Source organism: Maritalea mobilis (assembly GCF_019800885.1).
Classification (GTDB): domain Bacteria; phylum Pseudomonadota; class Alphaproteobacteria; order Rhodobacterales; family Rhodobacteraceae; genus Roseibacterium; species Roseibacterium beibuensis.
In genome coordinates, this window is the sequence record NZ_JAHVKE010000001.1 from 1646454 (window position 1) to 1670242 (window position 23789).

A 23789-nucleotide genomic window follows, 5' to 3' on the forward strand; every position below is an offset into this window, starting at 1 on the left:
TCTGTGCGCTGGCGCAGAGTGGAGCGGGCCGCGTCGACGGGCCGGGAAGCGAAAGAGGCAGGATCAGCGGACGGGGCGCATCGCACCGACCCCGCGCAGGAATTGCTGCGGGTGGACATGATGAAAAACTCGATGTGGGAAAACGTCGAGATCCACCATGCCAGGGAAAGGTGAAGATATCGTTAAGGGTGGCCCGGAAAAACGTAGGACCGGGGCAAGCGCCCCGCAGGAGGGGCAGTTGATGGCTGTCGGTTCATGGCTGTCGGTTCATGGCGGACGTTCATGTTTTCCGCAGCGAACGGCTGGAAGGCGGTAAATTCGCCATCGACTGGCTTGGGCTTTGCTCGTGCGCTCTATTGCGAGCGGCATGCCTGTGGCCCCAACGCTACGACTTGCGTGGAAATATATGTCGAAACTCAGGGACAATTCGGGAATTTGGGCAACCCACTCTATATCTTCCTGACTGATCGGGCCCGCTTGAACGAGGCGCGACGAGGCAGGAGCTTGGCGGCTGGCGAATATTAACGTCACAGCGAATGGGTCTGTTGTCACGGGTGACAACGACATCATTAACCTTAACATCTCCGGTGGGGGGGATGTGACCATTACCGCTGACCCCGGCGATGATGTCGATTTCTTCAAGATCAAGTTTCTGGACGATACCGAGGCCGATAGCGTCACGGTGGACCTATCCACGTTCTCGCAGGACGGGTTGAGGATCGACATCCTGCAATACGATCCCGACGATTCCATCGGGTTCATTGGCGGCTTCGATTTCTACGTTGACCCCGACAACGTCGATGAAATCCACTTCAGCTACATCGGCGCGGACGGCAACACCTATAGCGGCGTCATCCGGGCGATGGACGGCGGCGAGAAGGACTTTACCGATCCGTTCCAGCCGATCACGATCATCTGCTTTGCCGATGGCACGTTGATCGACACGCCCGAGGGGCCGGTGCCTGTTGAGACTCTGCGCCCCGGCGACATGGTCATGACGCGCGACTCCGGGGCTCTGCCGTTGCGATGGGTGGGGCGGCGCGAACTCTCGGCAGATGTGTTGCGGACACAGCCCAGTCTGTGCCCGATTGAAGTCGCGCGCGATACATTTGGCCCCGGTCAGCCATCGCGCGATCTGGTTTTGTCGCCGAACCATCGCTTGATGCTGAGCGATTGGCGGGTCGAGATGTTGTTCGGCGAGTTCGATGTGTTGGCGGCCGTTCGGATGCTGAAGGACTGCCCTGGGATCGCCCCCGCCAAGGCCCCCAAAGGCGTTGCCTATAATCACCTGCTGTTTGAGCGCCATGAAATCGTGATCGCCAACGGGATGCCGTGCGAAAGCCTGTTCCCCGGCCCCGAAGCACTGGGCGCGCTGGACGACTGCGCCTTGTCAGAGATCCGCGCAATTTTCCCCGAAGCGATAGACGAGACGGTGGATGTCGGCCCGCCCGCCCGCCGCATTCTCCGTGCGTTTGAAGCCCACGCCCTCGCGTCGGCGATGATCTCCGGACGCACGGTAGCCAGTGTGGCGGCGTGACACTGCATCGTGCCAGCGGCTTCACTATGTCGGCGCCATTATCGGTTAGGAAGGTTCTGGCGGATCCACCGCAACGGTCACCAAAATCCGGCAGGGTTTGAAGCAGTCATTGAATCCCGTGCTATATACCGCGGCCAAGTTCGCTGACCCGACCCTCGCTCTATTCTCAGAGAACGTCCGCGTCCCCGCCCCCAATCGAAAGAGATCGCTCGATAGCGTCAGCAGTTGCAATCCTGGGGCCAAATCCCGTAGGGCGGGTAGTGACTTGGGATGGGGCTCGTCGCGACCGGTTGCGGCCGCGCTCCATCCAATACCACTGCAAAGATTGGCACGCTCCCCTTGACCACGCCCGAAATCGCCGCCGAGAACGGACTGCTCGAAAACCTGCAAGTCGTGCTCTTGCTGATGGCGACCTTGCTGTTCCTTGTTCGGACCTACGCGCTCTTCAAGACCAACAACCTCGCGCTTCTGTCCTATGGCCTGTTCGTCACGACCTTCCCTTTCATCGGTGTCGGCCGAGAGGTGAGCTTTGGGTCAGCCGTGGGGGCAAGCGCGCAAGGTGTGTTGGCCGTTCAGGTCTTGATGGGCTCCGTCGTTGGCGCGTTTCTTATTGTAGCGCTCGTGGTTTTTGTCCGCTTCGTGGACTCGAAACTGGCGGCGATCCGGCGCCTTTTGGTCCATCCGACGAGCTTGTCCATTTACCTGGCCATCCTCGTGTTCGGTGTGTCGAGCATTTTCGAACAGGGCGCTTTCGGACTTTCCAAGAATGCGCTGTTCGAGGAACTGGTAGAATTGCTCGCCTTCGCGCTGTTGGTCAGGGCGGCCTGGGTTTTGAGATAAGCGTACAAAGAATACCCGCTGCATTACCTTTGTGACGGCCACCAGCAAATCTGGCGTGCCGAGGGTCGGCGTTCTGGAAGAGTTGACCCGCGCCGTTAGGTGTGAGGGTCGAGTTGCGCGCAACACGGAAACAGGCGGCCTCTCGCCATCAGCGCGCGTCGCTGGTCGTGCCACCCAGATCTGGAGCAGAGCGCAGGGGTAAAAGTTGTCGCAACCCAAGCTTCGCTAGATCTAAAGCAAACACCGAAGGCGTGGACCGATCTCATCAAACCCGTTGCGCAAGTAGAAGTTGAGAGTGCGATGCCAATCAGGCTGCCTTGGCGCTCCAACCTCGATCCGCGTCCACCCCCGAGCGCGCGCTTCGCGCTGAGCATGCTCGACGAGCTGATGCGCAACCCCTTTAGACCTCATGTCAGGGCGCACATAGAGTTCGCATATTTCTCCGAATTTCCCGCCGGCATAAATCGCAGCGCACTCATTGAGCGTCATGACGCCAACGGCCTCGCCCTCGACCCAAGCAATCGCCGCAACAACATTCGCCGCGGGAAGAACGGCCTTGGCGGACCGGGTGACCTCACTCAATTCGGGTGCGTTCCCACCTGAAAGCTCATCAAGAAGCGCGTGAACCAGAGAAGCGACTGTCGTGGCGTCTTTGTCCTGCGCCTGTCGGATAGAAATCGCTGTCATGTCAGGCCTGTACTTTTTGCCGTGAATGATTTTTTCGCTGTGGTTAGTGAAAGATGGGCTGCTGTTGCAAGCCCGAGAGGCTCGGCCCGCAAAGCTACCATTGGCGATGCGCGAAATGGCCACCAGTCATAAACTTTCCGCGACATGAAAAAGGCCGCCCAAGCGGGCGGCCCTTCGCAAATCGGATCAACGCGAAGCTTAGTTCTGCGCGTAGTATTCGATGACGAGGTTCGGTTCCATCTGGACCGGGTACGGCACGTCGGCGAGGCCGGGGGTGCGCACGAAGGTCGCGATCATCTTGGAGTGGTCGACATCGAGGTAGTCGGGCACGTCGCGCTCGGGCAGTTGGCTGGCTTCGAGGACCAGCGCCATCTGCTTGGACTTCTCGCGGACCTCGATCACGTCGCCTTCCTGCACGCGGTAGGAGGGGATGTTGACGCGCTTGCCGTTCACCAGCACGTGGCCGTGGTTGACGAACTGGCGGGCGGCGAAAACGGTCGGCACGAACTTGGCGCGGTAGACGACGGCGTCGAGGCGGCGCTCGAGCAGGCCGATCAGCTGTTCACCGGTGTCGCCGCGCAGACGCTCGGCCTCGGCGTAGATGCGGCGGAACTGCTTTTCGGTCAGGTCGCCGTAGTAGCCCTTGAGCTTCTGCTTGGCGCGCAGCTGCAGGCCGAAGTCGGACATCTTGCCCTTGCGGCGCTGGCCGTGCTGGCCCGGGCCGTATTCGCGGCGGTTCACCGGCGACTTGGGGCGGCCCCAGATGTTTTCGCCCATGCGGCGGTCGATCTTGTACTTGGCAGAGGTGCGTTTGGTCACCGTCTGATCTCCTTCGTTGCGGTGCCCCGGAAGCGGGGCGGTGAAGGGCGTTGTCCTTTGGACTTATCCGGAGGTTGTCCGGGGCCCGACAGGCATCCCCTCGCGGGGGCCACCAACACCAAATGAATACCCCGGCCTGATCGACCGGGGAATGAGCCGCGCTTCTACAGCACGGGACGCGGGTGTCAATGGGGGGGGACGACTGCTGCGGTTCGATCAGATCGCGAGGCTGCGGGGCTGCGCGGCATTCGGGCGGGTGCGGCCGCCATCCAGCATGATCGCCGCCTCGGCCCGGTTGAGCATCCGCCGCGCGGGCGCGCCGTAACAGTGGGGATCGCGCTCCAACTCGGGGCGCAACTCGAAGAGATAGTCGCGATGCAACCGGCTGAGATGATCGAGCCCCATGTAGCCGGGATGGAAGCTTTCGACCTGCAAGCCATTGGCCCAGACCACCTGGTGCCGTTCCAGCATGAGGTGAATGTAGTAGGTCTCGCGCAGGGAGTGATCGACGCTGATCTGCGCATCGCCCACGAGGTCGGCGGCGCGCACCAGCACCTCGGCCTCGCCGAACAGGTCGCGCGAGGCAGCCCCCCCGATCAGGACGCGGTGTTCGGGGCTGACCACGAGGTCGGCATCGGGCCGGTCCACCCCGAGCGCACAGGCGCGCAGGCGGATCGGGCGCTGCTCGGGCATGGCAAACAGGCGCGCGCCCGACATGCGGCGATTGCCGGACCAGATGACCTCTTGCGGGCCGTCGTCGCGGGTCAGGATGCGGTCGCCGGGGCCAAGATCCTCGATCGCGACATCGCCGTCTTCGGTGCGCAGGCGCGTTCCGGGCGTGAAGCAGATGACGGCGGGGGCGTCGCTGTCGGGATCGCGCAGGAAGCGGTCGGAACAGGCGATGATCGTGTGCTCGCGATCCGGGGCCGGCAGACCATCCGAGAAGAGAAGGATCGGCGTCGCGCCCTCTTCCACCGGGATCGGCACGGCGCGGAAGAAGCCGACACCATCCGACACGATGAAACCGCCGGAGAACAGCGGATCGTCGTCTTCGAAAACAGGATCGGCGGGGCCGCGCGCAGGGCCTTGGAGGAGTTTATCCACCACCCGCGCCGCGCGGGAACGGAGCTCTTCGTGATCCCGGCTGGCGGAGAGCATGAGGGCGGCGCCGTCACCTTCAAGCGGCAGGGCGCGACCGTGCCAGCGCCATGTCATCCCCTCGGCCAGTTCTTGGTTTGGTTCTGCCGGTAATCCCTCGATACAGGTTTGCGCCCATGACAACATGAACGCGCCCCGCAAGCCCGTGCCCATAGCCCCGCCTCATAGGTTGTATGCTTCGCCGGTTTTCCGACGTTATGTATCGAAAGATAGCACGGGTGATTCGGCCTGTGAAGCCGTTGATTCGGCTATGATTCGGCGTGTGGCCTAGAAGCGGAGATCGATCGAGAGCGTGCCCACCACCTGCCCGGCGGGCTGGTTCACGAATTCCTCGGACAAGTAGGTGACGCCGTAGAAGAAATTGCTGTCGCCCACGCCGTAATTCACGCCTGCGCGCAGACGGTGACGTATCTCTTCGACCTCGACCCCGCGATCCTCGGGCAGAAAGACCGAATCCGTGACATAGGCCACGTCACCGCCAAGCAGGAAGGACCAGCCCCCCAACGCTTCGAGAGAGTTGAGCCCGGCGATGCGCTGGCCCGTCACCTCGTCGCGCAGCCGCAGGCCATTGGCGCCGAGATTGCCGAAGGTCAGGTCGATACCGGTGCGCGCGAAGGTCTCTACCCCGGCCTGCACCTCGACAAAGGGGCGGGCGGACCAGCTGTCGAATTCGAATTGGCGCGCGACCTCCAGACGGCCATGGAGGTAGATCCCGTCGTCGATCTCGTAGTCTTCCAGGCGGATGGGGTTGTTGCCGAAGACCTCGTGCACGGCGCTGTGGATCTGCATCAGCCCGGTCTGCTGACCGGTGATGACCACGTCCGCCCCGGCGGTCACGTCAAAGCCCTGCCATCCGAAATGCGTGGCCGCGCCCAGCCACCAGGACGAGGCATAGGGCCGGTCGCCCGGGTCCGGCGCAGCGAGGTTGTCGGGCGCGATGATCTGACCGCGCACACGGTATTCCATCAATTGAAACGGACGGTCCGGCAGCGCGTCCTGCCATTCGTGCCCGTGCAGGATGGAGACGGCGAAACTGCCGGTCTGCCAGCGGTCATAGCGGTCGCCAACCGGGATGCCGTACCAGTCATTGTCGAAAATGCGCGTCACGCCGAGGATGCGCCGCCCTTCCGGCATCGGCACCGGCGGTTCGATGGTGAGCGGGTCGACATGGGGAAAGTCGGTCTCGGGGCCGTTGGCCCAGCCCGCGCCAGTCAGCCCGACCACGGCCATTGCACAAAAAAAAGTGGCCGCCCAGGGGCCGTAACTTGCCATAACCATGCCTCGTCGTTTTTTTCTTTCCGCTCGTCTTGGCGGTGGATTGTGGCGAAAATAGAGACGGCGGCGCAGAAAAAGCAAGAAAAGCCATTGCCGTTGAAACAGTGCAGCCGCGCCTGTGCGGTATTTGACACCCCATCGCGGCCGCCCTTGACCCGGATCAACGTTGCGCGCCACCGTCGCGATACCCTCGGACCCGAACGCCGGAACAGGACCCAGGCGATGCACCACGGTCTCAGCGACAAATCCGTGCCCGACCTGCGGGCGCAGCACGGTTGGAACGAACTGCCCGAGCCGCCCCGGGCCTCGCCGCTGGCCTTGCTGGCCAACCAGGTGATGAACCTGCTGGTGCTGTTGCTGATCGCGGCGGCGGCGATTTCCCTTCTCCTGGGGGAGATCGGGGATTTCATCGCCATCATCGCGGTCGTCGTGCTGAACGCGATCCTCGGCTTCGTGCAGGAATGGCGCGCCGAGACGACCATGCAGGCCTTACGCAAGATGCTGTCGCCCGCCGCCGTCGTGGTGCGCGATGGCCTGCGCCGCACCATCCCCGCGCGAGAGCTTTTGCCCGGTGACCTCGTGATCCTGGCCGAGGGCGACCGGGTTCCGGCCGATGCCGACATCCTGCACGAGGCCGGGCTTCTGATCGATGAAAGCGTGCTGACGGGCGAGTCGGTGCCCGTCTCGCGCGCCGCCGGAGAGTCCGTCGCCTCGGGCACGACGGTCCTGCGCGGCCATGCCGAGGTCTGCGTCACCGCCATCGGCCAGCAGACGCGGTTCGGCAAGATCGCCACGCTGACGGCCACCGTCAGCGATGCGCAGACCCAGTTGCAACGCGAGTTGCAGGGCCTCGCGCGGCAGTTGGGGCTGCTGGCCGTCGGCGTGGCCGGTGTGGTCGCCGTCGCCGCGCTTCTGACGGACCGGCCTTTGGCCGATGTCTTCATGCTGGGCCTGTCGCTGGCCGTGGCGATGGTCCCCGAAGGCTTGCCGGCGGTCGTCACCGTGACCCTTGCGCTTGGCGCCGGCGCGATGGCGCGCCGCAACGCGCTGGTGCGCAACCTGCAAGCCATCGAAACGCTGGGGGCGGCGAGCGTCATTTGCACCGACAAGACCGGCACGCTGACCGAGAACAAGATGACCGCCCGCGTCATCCGCACCGCCGAGGCGCGCTACGAGGTGACCGGCAGCGGCTATGACCCGGCCGGGCATATCGCCCGCGACGGGCAGAAAACCCGGGCCGAGGACGACCCCGTCCTGGCGCGACTGTCCCAGACCGCGCAGATCTGCTCTCACGCCCGGTTGGTCCGGCGCGGCGACCAGTGGGACATGGTCGGCGAGCCCACCGAAGGCGCGCTTGCCACGCTGGCGGCCAAGGCCTGGGCCGACCCGGTGGACCGCGACAGCATCGTCGAGGAGTTGCCCTTCAGCAGTGACCGCAAGCGCATGAGCGTGCTGGAGCGGACGGGCGCGGGCATGGTGCTGCACTGCAAGGGCGCTCCGGAACAGATCCTGGCCATTTGCGACCGGATCGACCGGGCAGAGGGCCCCGCCCCGATGCCCCCTACCCTTAGGGACGAGATCGCGGCAGAGGTCGAGGCGATGGCCGGGCGCGGGTTGCGCACCATCGCGCTGGCCTACAGCCCCGGGGCGTCCGAGCCGATCGTCGAAGAGGGGCTGGTGTTCCTGGGCCTCGTCGGCCTTGTCGACCCGCCCCGCCCCGAGGTGCGCGACGCGGTCGCCCTCGCCGCGCGCGCGGGCATCCGAACCGTGATGATCACCGGCGACCATCCGGCCACCGCCATGAACATCGCGGAGAAACTGGCCATTCCCGGCGATCGCGTTCTGACGAGCGATGATCTGGCCGGCATGGAGGACGCCGCCCTCGCCGAGGCGCTGCGGGAAAACGTCGTCTTCGCCCGGGTCCAGCCCGAGGACAAGTTGCGCATCGTGGCCGCCTTGCAGGACGGGGGCGCCATCGTCGCCATGACCGGCGACGGGGTCAACGACGCGCCGGCGCTCAAACGCGCCGATATCGGCCTTGCCATGGGCATTCGCGGCACCGAGGTCGCCAAGGATGCGTCCGATCTCGTGGTGCTTGACGACAATTACGCGACCATCGTCGGCGCCGTGGCCGAGGGCCGCCGCCAGTTCGAGAACATCCGCAAGTTCGTGCGCTACCTGCTGGCCTCGAATACCGGCGAGGTTCTTGCGCTGCTGGTCAACCTCAGCCTCGGCGGGCCGCTGATCTTCCTGCCGACGCAGATCCTCTGGATGAACCTCGTCACCGATGGCGTGACGGCGATTTCCTTGGGGTTGGAAAAACCCGAACCCGGGCAGATGCGCGTGCCGCCGCGCGATCCGCGCATGCATCTGCTCGGCCTGTCCGCGTTGCCCGTGATCCTGGCCTTCGGCCTCTACACGGCGGGGGCCAGCCTGTGGCTTTTCTATTCGCTGCTCGACCAGGGGGTCGAGGTCGCGCGGACGGCCGCCTTCACGGGGATGGTCCTGTTCGAGAAAACCAGCGTCTTCGCCTTCCGATCGCTTCGGACGCCCTGCTGGCGCCTCGGCTGGACGTCGAATCCGGCGCTATGGATGGCCTTTTCCGCGATGGTGCTGGCCCAGATCGCGGCCGTCTACTGGCCGCCGATACAGACCCTGCTACACACCGCGCCGCTCAGCCTCGACCACTGGGGCAGCATCCTGGTGCTGGCGGTGCCCCTGCTGGTCGTGCCGGAACTGGTCAAAAGCCTGTCACGCGCGGCTTAGCCGCATTTCGAGTAGCCGCAACTGCCGCAGGTCAAGCAGCCTTCGACCATGCGCATGTCGTACTGGCCGCAATGCGGGCAGGCCGGTCCGGGGCGTTGGCCGAGATTGACCACCTCGGCTTGCGGGTCGGATTTCAGGCCCATCCCCTCCCCCTCGATGAACCCGATGGAGATCAGGTGCCGCTCGATCACGCCGCCGATGGCCGCAAGGATCGAAGGCACGTATTTGCCCTGCATCCACGCGCCGCCGCGCGGGTCGAAAACGGCCTTCAACTCCTCGACGACGAAGCTCACGTCGCCGCCGCGCCGGAACACCGCCGAAATCATCCGCGTCAGCGCAACGGTCCAGGCGTAATGCTCCATGTTCTTGGAGTTGATGAACACCTCGAAGGGGCGGCGATGCCCGCTCAACACGATATCGTTGATCGTGATGTAGAGTGCGTGCTCGCTGTCGGGCCATTTCAGCTTGTAGGTGTGCCCCTCCAGGCTTTGCGGCCGGTCGAGTGGTTCGGACATGTAGACGATCTCGCCCGAGGCGGCCTCGACCGCGCGCGCGCCCTCGTCCTTGCTGTCGGTTTCCGAAACGCTCAGCACGCTGCCCGTCACGTCGTTGGGGCGGTAGGTGGTGCAGCCCTTGCAGCCGGTCTCGTAGGCTTCGAGATAGACGTCCTTGAAGCTCTGGAAATCGATATCGGCGGGGACGTTGATCGTCTTGGAAATCGAGCTGTCGATCCAGGGTTGGGCCGCGGCCTGCATGCGGACATGCTCCAGCGGGGCGAGATCCTGCGCGGTGACGAAATGATCCGGCAGGGGTGCGTCGCCCTTCAGGTCGCGCCACAGGGCGACGGCGTAATCGACGACCTCTTCCTCGGTGCGGGTGCCGTCGGGTTGCAGCACCTTGCGCGTGTAGGAATTGGCGAAGATCGGTTCGATCCCGCTGGAGACATTGCCCGCGAACAGGCTGATCGTGCCCGTGGGCGCGATGGAGGTCAGCAGCGCGTTGCGCAGCCCGTGCTCGGCGATCAGCGCCTGCACCTCCGGGTCGAGCCGCGTGATCATCGGGGCCTTGGCATAGGCCGCCGCATCGTAGAGCGGGAAAGTGCCCTTTTCCTTCGCCAGCAGGGCCGAGGCGCGGTAGCTGGCATTGGCGATGGCCTGCATCCAGCGGCCGGTTTGCGCCGCGCCCTCTTCCGATCCGTAGCGCAGGCCAACCATGGCCAGCGCATCGGCAAGGCCGGTCACGCCAAGCCCGATCCGGCGTTTCGCCTGCGCCTCCTGCGCCTGCGCCTCCAGCGGGAAGCGCGAGGCATCGACGACGTTGTCCATCATGCGGATGGCGGTGGCCACAAGGTCATCCAGCGCGGCATCGGGGATCTCGGCCCCCGCCTCGAACGGGCGGTCCACCAGCCGCGCGAGGTTGATCGACCCCAGAAGGCAGGCGCCGTAGGGCGGCAATGGTTGCTCGCCGCAGGGGTTCGTCGCCGCGATCTCCTCGGCATAGGACAGGTTGTTCTCGGCATTGATGCGGTCGATGAAGATCACGCCGGGCTCGGCATAGTCATAGGTCGCGCGCATGATCCGGTTCCAAAGGTCGCGGGCCTGCACGGTGTGATAGACCTTGCCGTCGAACTGCAATTCCCACGAGCCGTCGGCCTTCACCGCCTCCATGAACGGGTCGGTGACCAGCACGGACATGTTGAACATGCGCAGGCGGGCGGGGTCGGACTTGGCCGCGATGAAATCCTCGATATCGGGATGGTCGCAGCGCATCGTCGCCATCATCGCCCCGCGCCGGCTGCCCGCCGACATGATGGTGCGGCACATGGCGTCCCAGACATCCATGAACGAGAGCGGCCCCGAGGCATCGGCAGCCACGCCCGCCACCGGCGCGCCCTTGGGCCGGATGGTCGAGAAATCGTAGCCGATCCCCCCGCCCTGCTGCATGGTCAGCGCGGCCTCTTTCAGCGCGTCGAAGATGCCCGACATGGAATCGGGGATGGTGCCCATGACGAAGCAGTTGAACAGCGTCACCGACCGCCCCGTGCCCGCGCCCGCCACGATCCGGCCTGCCGGCAGGTACTTGAAGTCCTCCAGCGCGTCGTAAAAGGCCCCCTCGTACCCGGCGGGCTGATCCTCGACGCTGGCCAGCGCCCGCGCGATGCGGCGCCACGTATCCTCGACCGTCTGGTCGATGGGCGCGCCATCGGCTGATTTCATGCGGTATTTCATGTCCCAGATCTGCTCGGCGATCGGGGCGGCAAAGCGAGTCATGACAACATCCTGATGGGCTTGGGGTCGGGCACCGCAAGATAGATGCACTGCCCCTACCGGTCAACGACCGGCGCGGATCTCAGGGGCGGATCGGGACAGTTCCCCCAACGGGCAGCACGATCGTCGGCATGTCAGCCGCCTGCGCTGCGGCGACGAAACGGTCGACGACCGGGCCGTGCGGCACGCGGATCACCGGGAACATGCCCCAATGGATCGGCATCGCCCGGCGCGCGCGCAGCCGGGTGGCGATGGTGACGGCATCCTCGGGGCTGGCATGCATATGCCCGAAGACCGAGGCCGGATCCCCCGAGGCGATGGGCACCATGGCAAGGTCAAAGGGGCCCAATCGCGCCCCGATCTCGCTGAAGACCGGCCCAAGCCCCGTGTCGCCCGCCGCAAGCACCGCGCGCCCGCCCCCGCGCAACGCATAGCCAAGCGCGAGAGAGCGCGGCCCCAACCCAGCGAAGGCGGGGGAGCTTCCGTGGTGAACGACAGGCACGGCGGTGACGTGCAGGGCGCCGAGGTGCAGGTCCTGCCACGGATCGACCCGCTCGACCGACGCGAAGGGCAGCGCCGTGCGCAGGGCGGCATCGCGCGGCAGGATCAGCCGCGCCTCGGGAAAGCGGGCGGCCAGCATCGCCAAACTCGAACTGTCGAAATGGTCGCGGTGATCGTGGGTGATCAGCACTGCATCCAGCCGATCCAGGCCCGACAGGTCCGCCGGGGTACCGACCCGCCTCAGCAGCGCGACCCGGCCCTCGTCGGATGTGTCGAGAACCGGGTCGATGAGGATGGACTGCCCGGCTTGCCGCACCAGAAGGCTCGCATGGCCGAGCCATGTGACCGTGCCGTCGCGCCACGCCATCGGCGAAACCTCGACTACGGCAGGCCTCTGCGCAGGGCCGGGCGGGGCGAGGGTGCTGCGCGCCGCGCTGACGACAAGGGCCGTTTCGCGGAACGGCGACACGAGGCGTGGTGCGTCCTCGGGCGCGGTCCCCGGCGTGGCCAGCCCGCAGCCCGCGAGGCCCAGCACAAGAAGGCAGGCCAATCGCTTCCGGATACGCGAAACGCACAGTGACATGTCTTGGCCGCCCCACCCGGCCCGGACCCTTCCTTTTTCCCGTGCATACCGGACACCAGCCGGGTCACGGCGACAACACACCGGATTGTCGCGCCCAGGACCGGTCCGCCCCTTTTCCCGCCGCTGCGGGCGCGCTAGGTATTGGGTCAGGAGGCTGCCGTGACCGTTCATCTTGTGAAACTCTGCGTTGGCGCCGAGCGCGTCGAGGACTTGACCGCATGGCAGGCCACCGCCCGCGCCAAGGGACCGGACGGCCTGCCGCGCCATGTCACGCGCATGTGGCCCAAGCGCGCCGAGGAGGTTCTGGACGGCGGGTCGCTCTACTGGGTGTTCAAAGGGCTGATACTGTGCCGCCAGCCGATCCTGCGGCTCGACCCGGTGGATCGTGGCGACGGGATCTCGCGCTGCGGCATCGTTCTGGACCCGGCGACGGTTCGCGTGGCCTCGACCCCGAAACGCCCGTTCCAGGGCTGGCGCTACCTGCGCCCCGAAGATGCGCCGCGCGACCTGCCCCCGGGCCGCGAGCAGGAAGAGGCCCTGCCACCCGAACTGGAAAACGCCCTGGCCGAGATCGGCGTTCTTTGAAAGGCGAACACCAGTCAGCCTGATGGATGCGCCTTTATATTGCGCGGGTCCTAGTCGAGGCCGAGTTGCTCGTAAAACTCCGCGAGTGCCCCGCGTTCATTCTCAGTCCACTCTGCCCCGCGCGCCCGGAACAGGGTCGCTTCGGAGCGGTGGATCAGCCCATCTTCGAGAATTTTCAGGTTATTGGCGCGCAAGGTCTCTCCGGTCGAGGTGATGTCGGCGATCGCCTCGGCCGTTCCATGGGCCACCGTGCCCTCGGTCGCGCCCTGGCTGTCGACCAGCCGGTAATCGGCCACGCCCGCTTCGCGCAGGAAATCGCGGACCAGCCGGTGATACTTGGTGGCGATGCGCAGACGATACCCGTGCCGCTGGCGGAACTGCGCCGCGACCGCATCCAGATCGTCGAGGGTCGAGACATCGACCCAGCAGGTCGGCACCGCCACGATCAGGTCGGCATGGCCGAAGCCCATTTCCGCAACGACTTCGACCGCCTGCTCCCAGGCCGGGATGCGTTCCTGCACGAGGTCGCTGCCGGTCACGCCCAGATGGATGCGCCCCGAGGCCAGTTCGCGCGGAATCTCGCCCGCCGACAGAAGCCGCAGGTCGATATCCGCGCCCGCGACTTCGGCGGCGTATTCACGCTCGGACCCGGTGCGGCGCATCTCGATCCCGCGCTCGGCGAACCAGGCAAAGGTCTTGTCCATCAGCCGCCCCTTCGAGGGCACGCCCAGCCGGATGCTCATGCCGCGCCCTCCCCGGTTTTCAACTGGTGCACCAGTTCGGGGCGGATCACGCCGCCCACCGCCGGGATCGCGCGGCCATCGCCCAGGATCGCGGTCAGCGCATCGTAGCGCCCGCCCGTGGCGACGGGGGGCAGGTCGGGGCGGCCATCGGCGAGGAAGCCGAAGACGAAGCCGTCGTAATATTCCATCGTGGTGCGCCCGTAGCTGGCCTCGAACGGCAGGCTGGCCGGGTCCAGCCCGGCACCTGCCAGCGCCTCGATCCGCGCGGCGAAGCGTTCGACGGCCTGGGTCAGGCCGGGCAGGTCCACGGTCATGTCCCACAGACGGTCGCAAGCCTGCGGCAGCGGCGCGCGCAGGCTGAGGATCTCGGACAGCACCTCGGCCTCGGCCGTGCCGATGGGGGGCGTGTCGGCATCGGCCAGCAGGCGTTCGACCCGCTCGGCGATTTCCGGCGTGCCGCGCAGCCCCACGGCGGGGCCGGCCCCGGCGATCACCGCCTCGACGCCGTGCTTGCGCACGGCCTTCAGCAGCGCCGCGCGCCCGGCGGGCGGATCGGCCCGACCGGTGTAGCGGTCGAGCAGCGCGCGGAACCGGCGCGGGCGCCAGACATGGCGGCGCAACGCGGCCTTGCGCGGTTCGGTGGTGGAAAGCGTTTCGATCGCGGCCAGAAGGATGCCGATATCCCCGGTCACGGCGCGCAGGCCAAGGCCTTCGAGCGCCTTGACGAACAGGGCGAAGACCTCGGCATCGGCGCGCGCCGGGTCCGTCCGGTCGAACAGCTCGTACCCCAGCTGCAGGTATTCCGTGGGGCGGCCCGACCCGGCGGGCTGCTTGCGGAACACCTCACCCAGATAAGTGTAGCGCGCGGGCTCGGCCCCGTTTTCCGTGTGGCTTTGCACCACCGGAACGGTGAAATCCGGGCGCAGCATCATCTCGCCCCGGTCGGGGTCGTCGGTGGTGTAGGCGCGCGCGCGGATATCCTCGCCATAGAGGTCGAGAAGCGTGTCCGCCGACAGCATCAGCGGCGCCTCGACGGGCACCGCGCCCGCCTCGGAAAAGACCGAGGCCAGCGCCTCGGCCTCGGCGCGAATGGCGGCCTTGTCCCTCACCCGTGACGCTCCATCATGGCGCGGACTTCTTGCACAAGATCGGCGCGGGAAACCTCGGTCTGGGCGGGCTGGCTTTTCCATTCCTCCAGCGTGGCGTCCTGCGCCAGCTTCGCGCCGAGGATCAGGTCCTTGAGCTGCACCACGCCGCGGTCCTTCTCGTCCGAGCCCTGGATCACGGCGACGGGGCTTTCGCGTTTGTCGGCGTATTTCAACTGGTTGCCGAAATTCTTGGGGTTGCCGAGATAGACCTCGGCCCGGATGCCCGCCGCGCGCAAGTCGCTGGCCATCGCCTGGTAGTCGGCCATGCGGTCGCGATCCATCACCGTCACGATGACCGGCCCCTGCCGGGTGCCGTGGATGCGGCCCTTGGCGCGCAGCGCGGCCAGCAGACGGTCGACCCCGATGGAGACGCCGGTCGCCGGCACCTCCTGCCCCGTGAAACGCTTGACGAGGTCGTCGTAACGCCCGCCGCCCGCCACGCTGCCGAACTGGCGCGGGCGGCCCTTTTCGTCGGTGATCTCGAAGGTCAACTCGGCCTCGTAGACCGGGCCGGTATAGTAGCCAAGGCCGCGCACGACGGAGGGGTCGATAACGATGCGATCAGGGCCATAGCCTTGGGCGGCGAGAAGCTCGGCGATGGTTTCGAGTTCTTCGACGCCCTTGGCCCCCACATCCGAGCCTTGGACCAGTTCGCGCAGGCGGGCGACCGTCTCGGCCCCGCTGTCGCGCTTGGCGTCCATGAAGCCCATGATCGTATCGGCCTGCGCCTCGCTCAGCCCTGCGCCCTTGGTGAAATCGCCGGACTCGTCCATCCGCCCTTCACCCAAAAGCAGGCGCACGCCGTCCGGGCCGAACTTGTCCAGCTTGTCGATGGCGCGCAGGACGATGCCGCGCTCGTGCTCCTGGTCGTCACCGGACAGGCCCGCCACCTCGAGCACACCGTTCAGGACCTTGCGGTTGTTGACGCGCACGATGTAGTCACCGCGCGGGATGCCCACGGCCTCGAGCGTGTCGGCGAGCATGGCGCAGATCTCGGCATCCGCGGCCACGCTGGCCGCGCCGACCGTATCCGCATCGCATTGATAAAACTGCCGAAACCGGCCCGGTCCGGGCTTTTCATTGCGCCAGACGGGGCCCATCGTGTAGCGGCGGTAGGGGTTCGGCAGGTCGTTGCGGAACTGCGCCGCGACGCGGGCCAAGGGCGCGGTCATGTCATAGCGCAGGGCCAGCCAGGTGCCGTCATCCGAGCCCCCGTCTTCCTGGAACGCGAAGACGCCCGCGTTGGGGCGGTCCACGTCGGGCAGGAACTTGCCCAGGGCTTCGACCGTCTCGACCGCGCTGGTCTCCAGAGGATCGAATCCATAGCGGTCATAGACCTCGGCGATCTGGCGCAGCATCTCTTGCCGCTCGGTCACCTCGGCGCCGAAATAGTCGCGGAAGCCCTTGGGCGTTTCCGCCTTGGGGCGGGGCTGTTTCTTTTGCTTGGCCATGCTGGATCGCGGAGGTTTTTCAGGGTCGCGCCCCCTCTATCCGAGGGGCGGCGGATGGGCAAGGCGAGTGCGGGGGCCAGGCCGCGACGGGGCGCGAAGCGATGCAAAATCGCCGTGCACAGGGCGTACACATCCCGTACACACCCCGTGCATACGCAAGGGTGGCGCAAAGGCAGGAGGCTGGGCGATGGCGGAGACGGACAAGCTGGAAGAAGCGCTGGCACATCTGACCCGCGTGGTCGACGAGTTGTCCGAGGTGGTGGCGCGGCAGGATGCCGAGATCACCCGGCTGTCCCGGCGGGTCGGCATGCTGATGGAGCGCGAGGCAGAGCGCGAGTTGGAGCAGGGCGGCACCGTGCCGCTGGCCGACCAGAAGCCGCCGCATTGGTGAGCGGCCGATTTGGGGGCTCTGCCCCCAAGCCCCCGGCATTTTCAGGGGATAAAGATGGGCAGGGCCGCGCGCGTTAACCTTAACGGGCGTCAGGCGGCGGCCATGGCGGGTTTGCGCGGGCGGGAGCGGAGCAGGATGCCCAGCATGATCGCGATGTTGAGCGCGTTGAAGGCGATGCCGTTGAGAAACGCCCAGCGATAGCTGCCGGTCAGATCGTAGATCCAGCCCGACATCCAGCCGCCCAGCGCCATGCCCAGGATCGTCGCCATGATGACGAAGCCGACACGAGCGCCGGCCTCTTTCGGGGGGAGGTATTCGCGCACGATCAGCGCATAGGAGGGCACGATGCCGCCCTGCGCCAGGCCGAAGACGAGGCTGACTATGTAAAGCGGCATGAGGCCGGTCGTCGGCAGGTAGAGGAAGAGCGCCAGCATTTGCAGGGTCGATCCGATCAGCAGGGTCAGCACCCCGCCGAGCCTGTCCGCGAGAAGGCCCGACACCAGCCGCGAGCCGACCCCGCCCAGAAGCATCAGGCTGAGCATCTCCGCGCCCACGGCGGGGCCGTAGCCGAGATCGACGCAATAGGCGACGATATGGACCTGCGGCATGGACATGGCCACGCAGCAGCCGATCCCCGCCGCCGCCAGCGCCCAGGTCAGCATGCGCGGCGAGAGGCCGCTGGTGCGGGCGCGAAGGGCTGCGGCCGTCTCCGAGGCGCGCATGGCCTCCTCGGGGAGCGGTTTGCGCAAGGCCCATGTCATCGGCAGCATGACCGCCAGCGCGGTGGCCGCGATGACCAGATAGGCCGCGCGCCAGCCCGGCCCGGCCAGGATATCGGCCAGGATCAGCGGCCAGATCGCGCCGGACAGGTAGTTGCCGCTGGCGATGATGGCGACGGCGATGCCGCGCCGTTTCAGGAACCATTGGCTGACATCGGCGATCAGCGGGCCAAAGCTGGCCGCCGTGGCGAACCCGATCACCGCCTGCACCGCGCTGAGGGTCCACAGGTTCGGGGCGAGCGCCGCCGCGCCGAAATTGCCCGCGATCATCAGCGCCGAGACGGCGAGCGCACGCGAGACGCCCCAGCGGTCCACCCAGCCGCCGATCAGGAAATTGCCCAGTGCAAAGCCCAGCATGGTCAGGGTGTAGGGGATCGAGGCATCCGCGCGGTCCAGCCCGAATTCGGCCTGCACCGCCGGCAGGATCACGATGATCGCCCACATCCCCACATTGCCGATCAGCGACAGGGCTAGGCTGAGGGCAAGGCGGATCCAGGAGGTGCGGCTGTCGAGGGTCTGGCTCATGGCGGCGACGGTAGGGCGTCGCCCCGTGAATGGGAAGCGCGGTGAGCGGGTGTCGCTGTCTGCCTGATTTTCCCCGCCACGGCCCATCCTGCAAGGTTGACAGGGCATTGCGACACCGCCTTACCTCGGCCCCATGAAAAAGTCCGTCTTCTCCCCCGCCCTCGCCCTGCCTGTCCTGGCAGCCCTCGCCCTTCCCGCCGCGGCGCAACCGGTCTGTTCCGCCGGGGAATACGTCGCCGAGGCGCATCTGACCTTGCCCGAGATGGCCCCGGTCGAGATCGCCACGCAATTCGCCTGGGATGGCGCGGACGGGATCGTCGAGGTGTGCAACCTTCTGTCGAGCACCGGCGATTTCGCGGAATTCTGGTACTTGTTCTCGGGCGAGATCAGCGAGGCCCATGGCGGCATCTGCATCCGCCTGACCGGGGAGGACGGGGCCGAGATGTTCTCTTGCGCGACGCCCGAGGTGGTCGCGGCCGCCTATGCCGCCACGCCCGGCACAGAGGAGTCGATCCTGCGCTTCGAGGACTGGCAGGCGGAGGTGATGGCGAACATCACCGAGTGAGGCCGTCACACGATCATCGCCTTGAGCGACAGGGTTGGCGGGCTGAGAACAGCCCATGGTGCGGACAGGTTTCCGCGCCCGCAGGCCCAGCCATTGCATTGGAGAACTCGAACGGTGTTTGCACGCGATTCAGGCCGAGGGCTTGCGCCGGCGGGACAAGAATTTGCTTTATTCGATCAACTATTCGTGCAGGGTAAAGAAGGAACGTGCGTTCTTTTTACTGCTGGAGATCGAAATGCACCGTTTTTTTCTTTCCATTCTTGCTTTTGGAATTGCTGCCTTCGTGGCTGTGACCCCGGCCAACGCATCGCCCAGGTGTTCCGCCGGGAGTGCCGTCGGCTGGGCGCGCGTGAATGCACCGTCCGGGTTCGGACCCATTGCCGCCATTCGTCAATACGCGTGGGATGGCGGCTCCAGTGTGGTTCAGGTCTGCAATTTGACCGGCAACACGGTATCCATCGGATACTGGCAGCTCTACAGCGGCGAGATTGACAGTAGCTACCCGGGCATCTGTGTATCGGTGGTGGGGACCAATGGCAGTGAGCTTTTCTCCTGTGCGACGCCGAACGCGGTGCAACGTGCGTTCAGTGCCAGAAACCAGCCGCGCAATGTCCTGCGTTTCTTTGAATGGCAGGCAGGTTTGGCTCCGAACCTGACCCGGTGAAAGACGCCGTTTAAACCTCTTCGACCGTCACCACCCCTTCGAGGCTGCGCAGGGCGCCCTTGATCTGGGGAGAGACGGGGAAGTCGTCGCCGAGGAGAACCTCGACCTCGCCGGGCAGGTCGGGGTGCAACAGGCACATGTGGATCGGCCCCTTGGCCGAGCGCATCGCCTCGTCCCGGGCATGTTCGAGAAGGGTCGAGACCGTTTCGACGCCGCGCGGGTCCTCGATGAAGACGCGCAGGCCGCCCGCTTCGGCGGCGATGCCGTCATCGACGGGCTGCACGGCGGCGGCGAGCAGCTTGAGCTGGTCACTTTCCAGCTCCGCCTTGACCTGCAGAATGACGTTCGAGCCGGTTTCGAGGTGCTGGCGGCTGGCCTCGAGCACGTCGGAGAAGACGGTGACCTCGTACAGGCCTGTGGGGTCCGACAGCGAGACGAAGGCGAAGCGGTTGCCGCGCTGGCTTTTGCGTTCCTGCCGGACCGAGACGGCGCCTGCCATCTTGGTGACGAAGGCGCCGCCCTGCACGCGCTGTTCGACCTCGGCCAGGGTCAGCACCCCGCGCCGTTTCAGGGCGGGCAGGTAATCGTCCAGCGGGTGGCCGGAGAAGTAGAAGCCAACGGCCTGGTGTTCGTTGGCGAGCCTCTCGTTCGGGAGCCAGTCGGTCGGGTCGGGCAGGCGCGGTTCGGGCAGGTCCTCGCCCGCTTCGCCGAACAGGCTGACCTGATTGCTGGCCTTCTGCTCGTGGATTGCGGCGGAATAGGCCGTCAGCGCGTCGAGCGCGGCGAAGACGCGCGCGCGGTTGCGGTCGAGATCGTCGAAGGCCCCGGCACGGGCAAGCATTTCGAGCGAGCGTTTGCCGACGCGCTTGAGATCCACGCGGCGGGCGAAATCGAAGAGCGTGGCAAAGGGTTTTTCGCCGCGCTCGGTCTGGCGCGCCTCGACGATCATGCGCATCGCCTCGACGCCCACGTTCTTCAGCGCGCCGAGCGCGTAGAGGATCTTGCCGTCCTTCACGGTGAAGGTCGCGGCCGAGCGGTTGACGCAGGGCGGCACGGTCTCGATGCCGAGGCGGTCGACCTCCTGCTTGTAGATGCCCAACTTGTCGGTGAGGTGGATATCGCAATTCATGACGGCGGCCATGAACTCGACCGGGTGGTTCGCCTTGAGCCACGCGGTCTGGTAGCTGACCACGGCATAGGCGGCGGCGTGGGACTTGTTGAAGCCGTAGTTGGCGAATTTTTCCAATAGGTTCCAGACTTCGAGCGCCTTGGCCTCGTCCACCCCGTTCTTGGCGGAGCCTTCGAGGAACTTGGGGCGTTCGGCGTCCATCGCCTCCTTGATCTTCTTGCCCATGGCGCGGCGCAGCAGGTCGGCGCCGCCGAGGCTGTAGCCCGCCATTTCCTGCGCGATCTGCATCACCTGTTCCTGGTAGACGATGATGCCCTGCGTCTCGTCGAGGATATGGTCGATCAGCGGATGCAGGCGGTCGCGGTCGGAAATGCCGTTCTTCACCTCGCAGTATTTCGGGATGTTCTCCATCGGGCCGGGGCGGTAGAGCGCCACGAGCGCGACGATATCCTCGATGCAGGTGGGTTTCATGCGCCGCAGCGCATCCATCATGCCCGAGCTTTCCACCTGGAACACGGCGACCGTCTTGGCGCTGGCGTAAAGGGCGTAGGTGGCGGGGTCATCCAGCGGGATGGCGTTGATCTGGTTCTCGGCCCCCTCGGGCGGCTGGTAGATGGTGCTGCCGTCCGGCGCCTCGTGCAGCTGCCGCCCCGAGGCATGGATCAGGTCGATGGCGTTCTGCACCACCGTCAGGGTCTTGAGACCGAGGAAGTCGAATTTCACCAGGCCCGCGGGTTCGACCCATTTCATGTTGAACTGCGTGGCCGGCATGTCGGAGCGCGGATCGCGGTAGAGCGGCACAAGCTCATCCAGCGGGCGGTCGCCGATCACGACGCCGGCGGCGTGGGTCGAGGCATTCCTGAGCAGGCCCTCGATCTTCTCGGCGTAATCCATCAGGCGGCGCGTGGGGTTCACGCGGCCATCGCGCTTGTCCTGCTCGGTCTCGCGCATTTCCTCGATGAAACGCGGCTCGTCCTTGATGGCTTGCGCGATCGAGACGGGCTTCACCCCTTCGACCGGAATCATCTTGGACAGGCGGTCGACCTGGCCGAACGGCATTTGCAACACGCGGCCCACGTCGCGCACGGCGGCCTTGGACAGAAGCGCGCCGAAGGTGATGATCTGGCCCACCCGGTCGCGACCGTATTTCTCCTGCACGTAGCGGATGACCTCTTCGCGGCGGTCCATGCAGAAGTCGATGTCGAAGTCGGGCATCGACACGCGTTCGGGGTTCAGGAAGCGTTCGAAGAGCAAGCTGTAGCGCAGGGGGTCGAGGTCGGTGATGGTCAGCGCGTAGGCCACGAGTGAACCCGCACCCGAACCGCGCCCCGGCCCGACCGGAATGTCATGATCCTTGGCCCATTTGATGAAGTCGGCCACGATCAGGAAGTACCCCGGGAAGCCCATCCCCTCGATGATGCCAAGCTCGAATTCGAGCCGTTTTTCATAGGCCTCGACGGTATCCGCGTGGGGGATGACGGCAAGGCGGGCGTGCAGGCCCTCATGCGCCTGGCGGCGCAATTCCTCGACCTCGTCATCGGCGAAGCGCGGCAGGATCGGCGGGTGCGTGCGCGCGCGAAAGGCGCAGCGCCGCGCGATCTCGACGGTGTTTTCCAGCGCCTCGGGCAGATCGGCGAAGAGCGCGGCCATCTCCTCGGGTGTCTTGAAATGGTGTTGCGGGGTCAGGCGACGGCGCGGCTCGGACTGGTCGATATAGGCACCCTCGGCGATGCAGATCAGCGCGTCATGCGCCTCGTACATCTCGGCCTTGGGGAAATAGACATCGTTGGTGGCGACCAGCGGCAGGTTCAACTCGTAGGCCAGTTCGACATGGCCGCGCTCGGTCTGGGCCTCGGTCTCGGGCAGGCCGCCCTCGCCCGGGTGCCGCTGCAATTCGACATAGAGCCGGTCGGGATAGATCGAGGCCATCCGTTCCAACAGCGCCCGCGCCCGCCCCGTGTTGCCGACCCGCAGGAATTGGCCCACCGGCCCCTCGGGTCCGCCAGAGAGGCAGATCAGCCCCTCGCCATGCTGTGCCAGTTCCTCCAGCGTCACATGCGGAAAGCTGCCATCGCCGCGCAGGTAAAGCGCGGAGTTCAGCTTCATCAGGTTCTTGTAGCCCGCCTCGTTCTGGGCCAGCAGGACGATGGCGGCGGGCGGATTCGGACGTTCACCGGGCTGAACGGGCGCATAGTCCACGTCCAACTGGCAGCCGATGATGGGCTGCACCCCGGCCTTGGCCGCCGTTTCGGAAAACTCCAACGCGCAGAACATGTTGTTCGTGTCAGTCACCGCGACGGCGGGCATGCCGGCATCCGCGACCATGCCGGGCAGTTTCTTGACCCGCATCGCGCCTTCCAGCAACGAATACTCGGTGTGCAGTCGGAGATGAATGAATCGGGGATCGGCCATGCGCTCACGCTAGCCAAAGCCTGCCCGCGAGGGAACCGTCAAACCACATCATCTGGTGGCGAGGCTGTGGATAACCCCGAGGGGTCGCGTCACCTGATCAATTCGTAGCCGGTGATGCGCCCGCGCCAATAGGCGTGGTAGCCGTCGTCGTAGATATAACCGACCTCGGCCGAGAGCGGCATGCGCCGTCCGCCGATCTCGCCATACTCGCGGAACTCTCCGCGCCAGGGCCGCAGGATCACGGTGCCGTCCTGCGTGCGCTCGGGGCGGTCGGCCTCGACCGCCACGATGTCGCCCACCGCGTCGAGGTGGAAGCGGACCCAGGCGACGGACCCGCCCACGGCCAGCCCGGCCTCGATGCTGCCATCCGGCCCGTCGCGCCAGCGGATATCGGGATTGCCCAAAACCGCGTCGGGCGCCCAGGGCAGTTCGGCGAGGTAGCGCATCGCCTCGGCCCGGTCCATTTCAGGGCCGGAGGCATCGGCCACGTTGACCGCGCCCAACAGCGCGGCCCGCAGCCGCCCGCGCGCGCCTGCATAGGCATCCACCACCACGATCTTCGGAACGGGGCCACGGCCCTGCCTGGCGGTCCAGACAAAGCCCGGCTGCCCCAGGCCGATCACCTGCTCGGCCGTGATCGCGGCCCAGGGCTTGTCGGGGCCAAGCCGCATCTCGGCCTCCTGCGTCAGGCGGGCGGCGCGCCAGGTGCCGCCTGCCCCGTTCCCCTCGGCGCGCATGCGCAGGATGGCGGGCGGGTCGCCGCGCCCGACCGTGCGCCCGCGCAGCACACGCTCGCCCAGCGCCTTGGCATCGCCGGCGAAGCGACGGGCCAGCCATTGCTGGAGCCCAACGCCCAGCGCCAGACCGATCAGAACCGCCCCCAGGCCCCACATGACGAGTCACTCCACCCCGCTGGATTGCGCGAACACCTGGGGCCATGATTGCCCATTTCGCGCGCAATCGC

20 protein-coding genes are annotated in these 23789 nt (G+C 66.2%); 8 read left to right on the top strand and 12 right to left on the bottom strand.

Features of this window, described 5'->3' with window-relative positions:
* The first annotated feature begins 3 nt into the window (after nucleotides 1-3).
* From KUV65_RS07995 to KUV65_RS08005, 3 genes are all read left to right on the top strand, one after another.
* On the top strand, nucleotides 4-174 hold the full coding sequence (locus KUV65_RS07995; RefSeq protein WP_222189194.1) for a hypothetical protein: 171 nt from the start codon (nucleotides 4-6) through the stop codon (nucleotides 172-174).
* A 424-nt stretch (nucleotides 175-598) separates the two neighbouring features.
* The gene (locus KUV65_RS08000) at nucleotides 599-1537 is read left to right on the top strand and encodes a Hint domain-containing protein (protein WP_222189196.1); all 939 of its coding nucleotides are present in this window, start codon (nucleotides 599-601) and stop codon (nucleotides 1535-1537) included.
* Nucleotides 1538-1807: 270 nt separating this feature from the next.
* Nucleotides 1808-2377 carry a hypothetical protein gene (locus tag KUV65_RS08005; RefSeq protein ID WP_222189198.1) on the top strand — a complete coding sequence of 190 codons (570 nt, stop codon included), beginning with the start codon at nucleotides 1808-1810 and terminating at the stop codon, nucleotides 2375-2377.
* 231 nt (nucleotides 2378-2608) lie between these two features.
* Here KUV65_RS08005 and KUV65_RS08010 read toward each other — a convergent pair whose 3' ends face one another.
* The 4 genes from KUV65_RS08010 to KUV65_RS08025 all read right to left on the bottom strand — a co-directional run bounded on the left by KUV65_RS08010 (nucleotide 2609) and on the right by KUV65_RS08025 (nucleotide 6271).
* The gene (locus KUV65_RS08010) at nucleotides 2609-3187 is read right to left on the bottom strand and encodes a GNAT family N-acetyltransferase (RefSeq protein ID WP_308124563.1); all 579 of its coding nucleotides are present in this window, start codon (nucleotides 3185-3187) and stop codon (nucleotides 2609-2611) included.
* A 75-nt stretch (nucleotides 3188-3262) separates the two neighbouring features.
* Nucleotides 3263-3883 carry a 30S ribosomal protein S4 gene (gene rpsD, locus KUV65_RS08015; RefSeq protein WP_222189208.1) on the bottom strand — a complete coding sequence of 207 codons (621 nt, stop codon included), beginning with the start codon at nucleotides 3881-3883 and terminating at the stop codon, nucleotides 3263-3265.
* 216 nt (nucleotides 3884-4099) lie between these two features.
* Nucleotides 4100-5167, bottom strand: a complete 1068-nt coding sequence (locus KUV65_RS08020; RefSeq protein ID WP_222189210.1) for a Hint domain-containing protein — start codon at nucleotides 5165-5167, stop codon at nucleotides 4100-4102.
* A gap of 141 nt (nucleotides 5168-5308) precedes the next feature.
* Nucleotides 5309-6271, bottom strand: coding sequence for a lipid A-modifier LpxR family protein (locus KUV65_RS08025; RefSeq protein WP_222189212.1), 963 nt, complete (start codon nucleotides 6269-6271; stop codon nucleotides 5309-5311).
* Between the two features lie 267 nt (nucleotides 6272-6538).
* Here KUV65_RS08025 and KUV65_RS08030 point away from each other — a divergent pair, with 267 nt between their 5' ends.
* Nucleotides 6539-9082, top strand: coding sequence for a cation-translocating P-type ATPase (locus tag KUV65_RS08030; protein ID WP_222189214.1), 2544 nt, complete (start codon nucleotides 6539-6541; stop codon nucleotides 9080-9082).
* On the opposite strand, the gene KUV65_RS08035 is transcribed toward KUV65_RS08030, so the two are convergent.
* Together KUV65_RS08035 and KUV65_RS08040 are read right to left on the bottom strand one after the other, a co-directional pair.
* Nucleotides 9079-11352 (bottom strand): adenosylcobalamin-dependent ribonucleoside-diphosphate reductase, encoded by a 2274-nt coding sequence (locus KUV65_RS08035; RefSeq protein ID WP_222189216.1) that lies wholly within the window; start codon nucleotides 11350-11352, stop codon nucleotides 9079-9081. The genes KUV65_RS08030 and KUV65_RS08035 overlap by 4 nt on opposite strands.
* 79 nt (nucleotides 11353-11431) lie before the next feature.
* Nucleotides 11432-12433 carry an MBL fold metallo-hydrolase gene (locus tag KUV65_RS08040; RefSeq protein ID WP_222189219.1) on the bottom strand — a complete coding sequence of 334 codons (1002 nt, stop codon included), beginning with the start codon at nucleotides 12431-12433 and terminating at the stop codon, nucleotides 11432-11434.
* Nucleotides 12434-12592: 159 nt separating this feature from the next.
* On the opposite strand from KUV65_RS08040, the gene KUV65_RS08045 reads away from it, so the two are divergent.
* Nucleotides 12593-13018 (top strand): DUF1489 family protein, encoded by a 426-nt coding sequence (locus KUV65_RS08045; RefSeq protein WP_222189228.1) that lies wholly within the window; start codon nucleotides 12593-12595, stop codon nucleotides 13016-13018.
* A 50-nt stretch (nucleotides 13019-13068) separates the two neighbouring features.
* Here KUV65_RS08045 and hisG read toward each other — a convergent pair whose 3' ends face one another.
* The 3 genes from hisG to hisS are packed head-to-tail and all read right to left on the bottom strand — an operon-like array spanning nucleotide 13069 to nucleotide 16360.
* Nucleotides 13069-13761 (bottom strand): ATP phosphoribosyltransferase, encoded by a 693-nt coding sequence (gene hisG, locus KUV65_RS08050; RefSeq protein ID WP_222189229.1) that lies wholly within the window; start codon nucleotides 13759-13761, stop codon nucleotides 13069-13071.
* Nucleotides 13758-14870: an ATP phosphoribosyltransferase regulatory subunit gene (locus tag KUV65_RS08055; protein ID WP_222189230.1), complete on the bottom strand. Its 1113-nt coding sequence runs from the start codon at nucleotides 14868-14870 to the stop codon at nucleotides 13758-13760. Before KUV65_RS08055 ends, hisG begins: the two co-directional genes overlap by 4 nt.
* Entirely contained in the window at nucleotides 14867-16360 is a 1494-nt protein-coding gene (gene hisS, locus KUV65_RS08060) for a histidine--tRNA ligase (RefSeq protein WP_222189232.1), read from the bottom strand. Before hisS ends, KUV65_RS08055 begins: the two co-directional genes overlap by 4 nt.
* A 187-nt stretch (nucleotides 16361-16547) precedes the next feature.
* On the opposite strand from hisS, the gene KUV65_RS08065 reads away from it, so the two are divergent.
* Nucleotides 16548-16751, top strand: coding sequence for a SlyX family protein (locus KUV65_RS08065; protein WP_222189234.1), 204 nt, complete (start codon nucleotides 16548-16550; stop codon nucleotides 16749-16751).
* A gap of 89 nt (nucleotides 16752-16840) precedes the next feature.
* Here the strand turns inward: KUV65_RS08065 and KUV65_RS08070 are convergent, their stop codons facing one another.
* Nucleotides 16841-18055 carry an MFS transporter gene (locus KUV65_RS08070; RefSeq protein WP_222189236.1) on the bottom strand — a complete coding sequence of 405 codons (1215 nt, stop codon included), beginning with the start codon at nucleotides 18053-18055 and terminating at the stop codon, nucleotides 16841-16843.
* A gap of 133 nt (nucleotides 18056-18188) precedes the next feature.
* Between KUV65_RS08070 and KUV65_RS08075 the strand changes: the two genes are divergently transcribed.
* Nucleotides 18189-18620 (top strand): hypothetical protein, encoded by a 432-nt coding sequence (locus KUV65_RS08075; protein WP_222189238.1) that lies wholly within the window; start codon nucleotides 18189-18191, stop codon nucleotides 18618-18620.
* 55 nt (nucleotides 18621-18675) lie between these two features.
* Nucleotides 18676-19284, top strand: coding sequence for a hypothetical protein (locus tag KUV65_RS08080; RefSeq protein WP_222189240.1), 609 nt, complete (start codon nucleotides 18676-18678; stop codon nucleotides 19282-19284).
* 10 nt (nucleotides 19285-19294) lie between these two features.
* Here KUV65_RS08080 and dnaE read toward each other — a convergent pair whose 3' ends face one another.
* Both dnaE and KUV65_RS08090 read right to left on the bottom strand, forming a co-directional pair.
* Nucleotides 19295-22825 (bottom strand): DNA polymerase III subunit alpha, encoded by a 3531-nt coding sequence (dnaE, locus tag KUV65_RS08085; RefSeq protein ID WP_222189250.1) that lies wholly within the window; start codon nucleotides 22823-22825, stop codon nucleotides 19295-19297.
* 89 nt (nucleotides 22826-22914) lie between these two features.
* Nucleotides 22915-23718 (bottom strand): DUF6544 family protein, encoded by an 804-nt coding sequence (locus tag KUV65_RS08090; protein WP_222189252.1) that lies wholly within the window; start codon nucleotides 23716-23718, stop codon nucleotides 22915-22917.
* Between the last annotated feature and the right edge of the window lie 71 nt (nucleotides 23719-23789).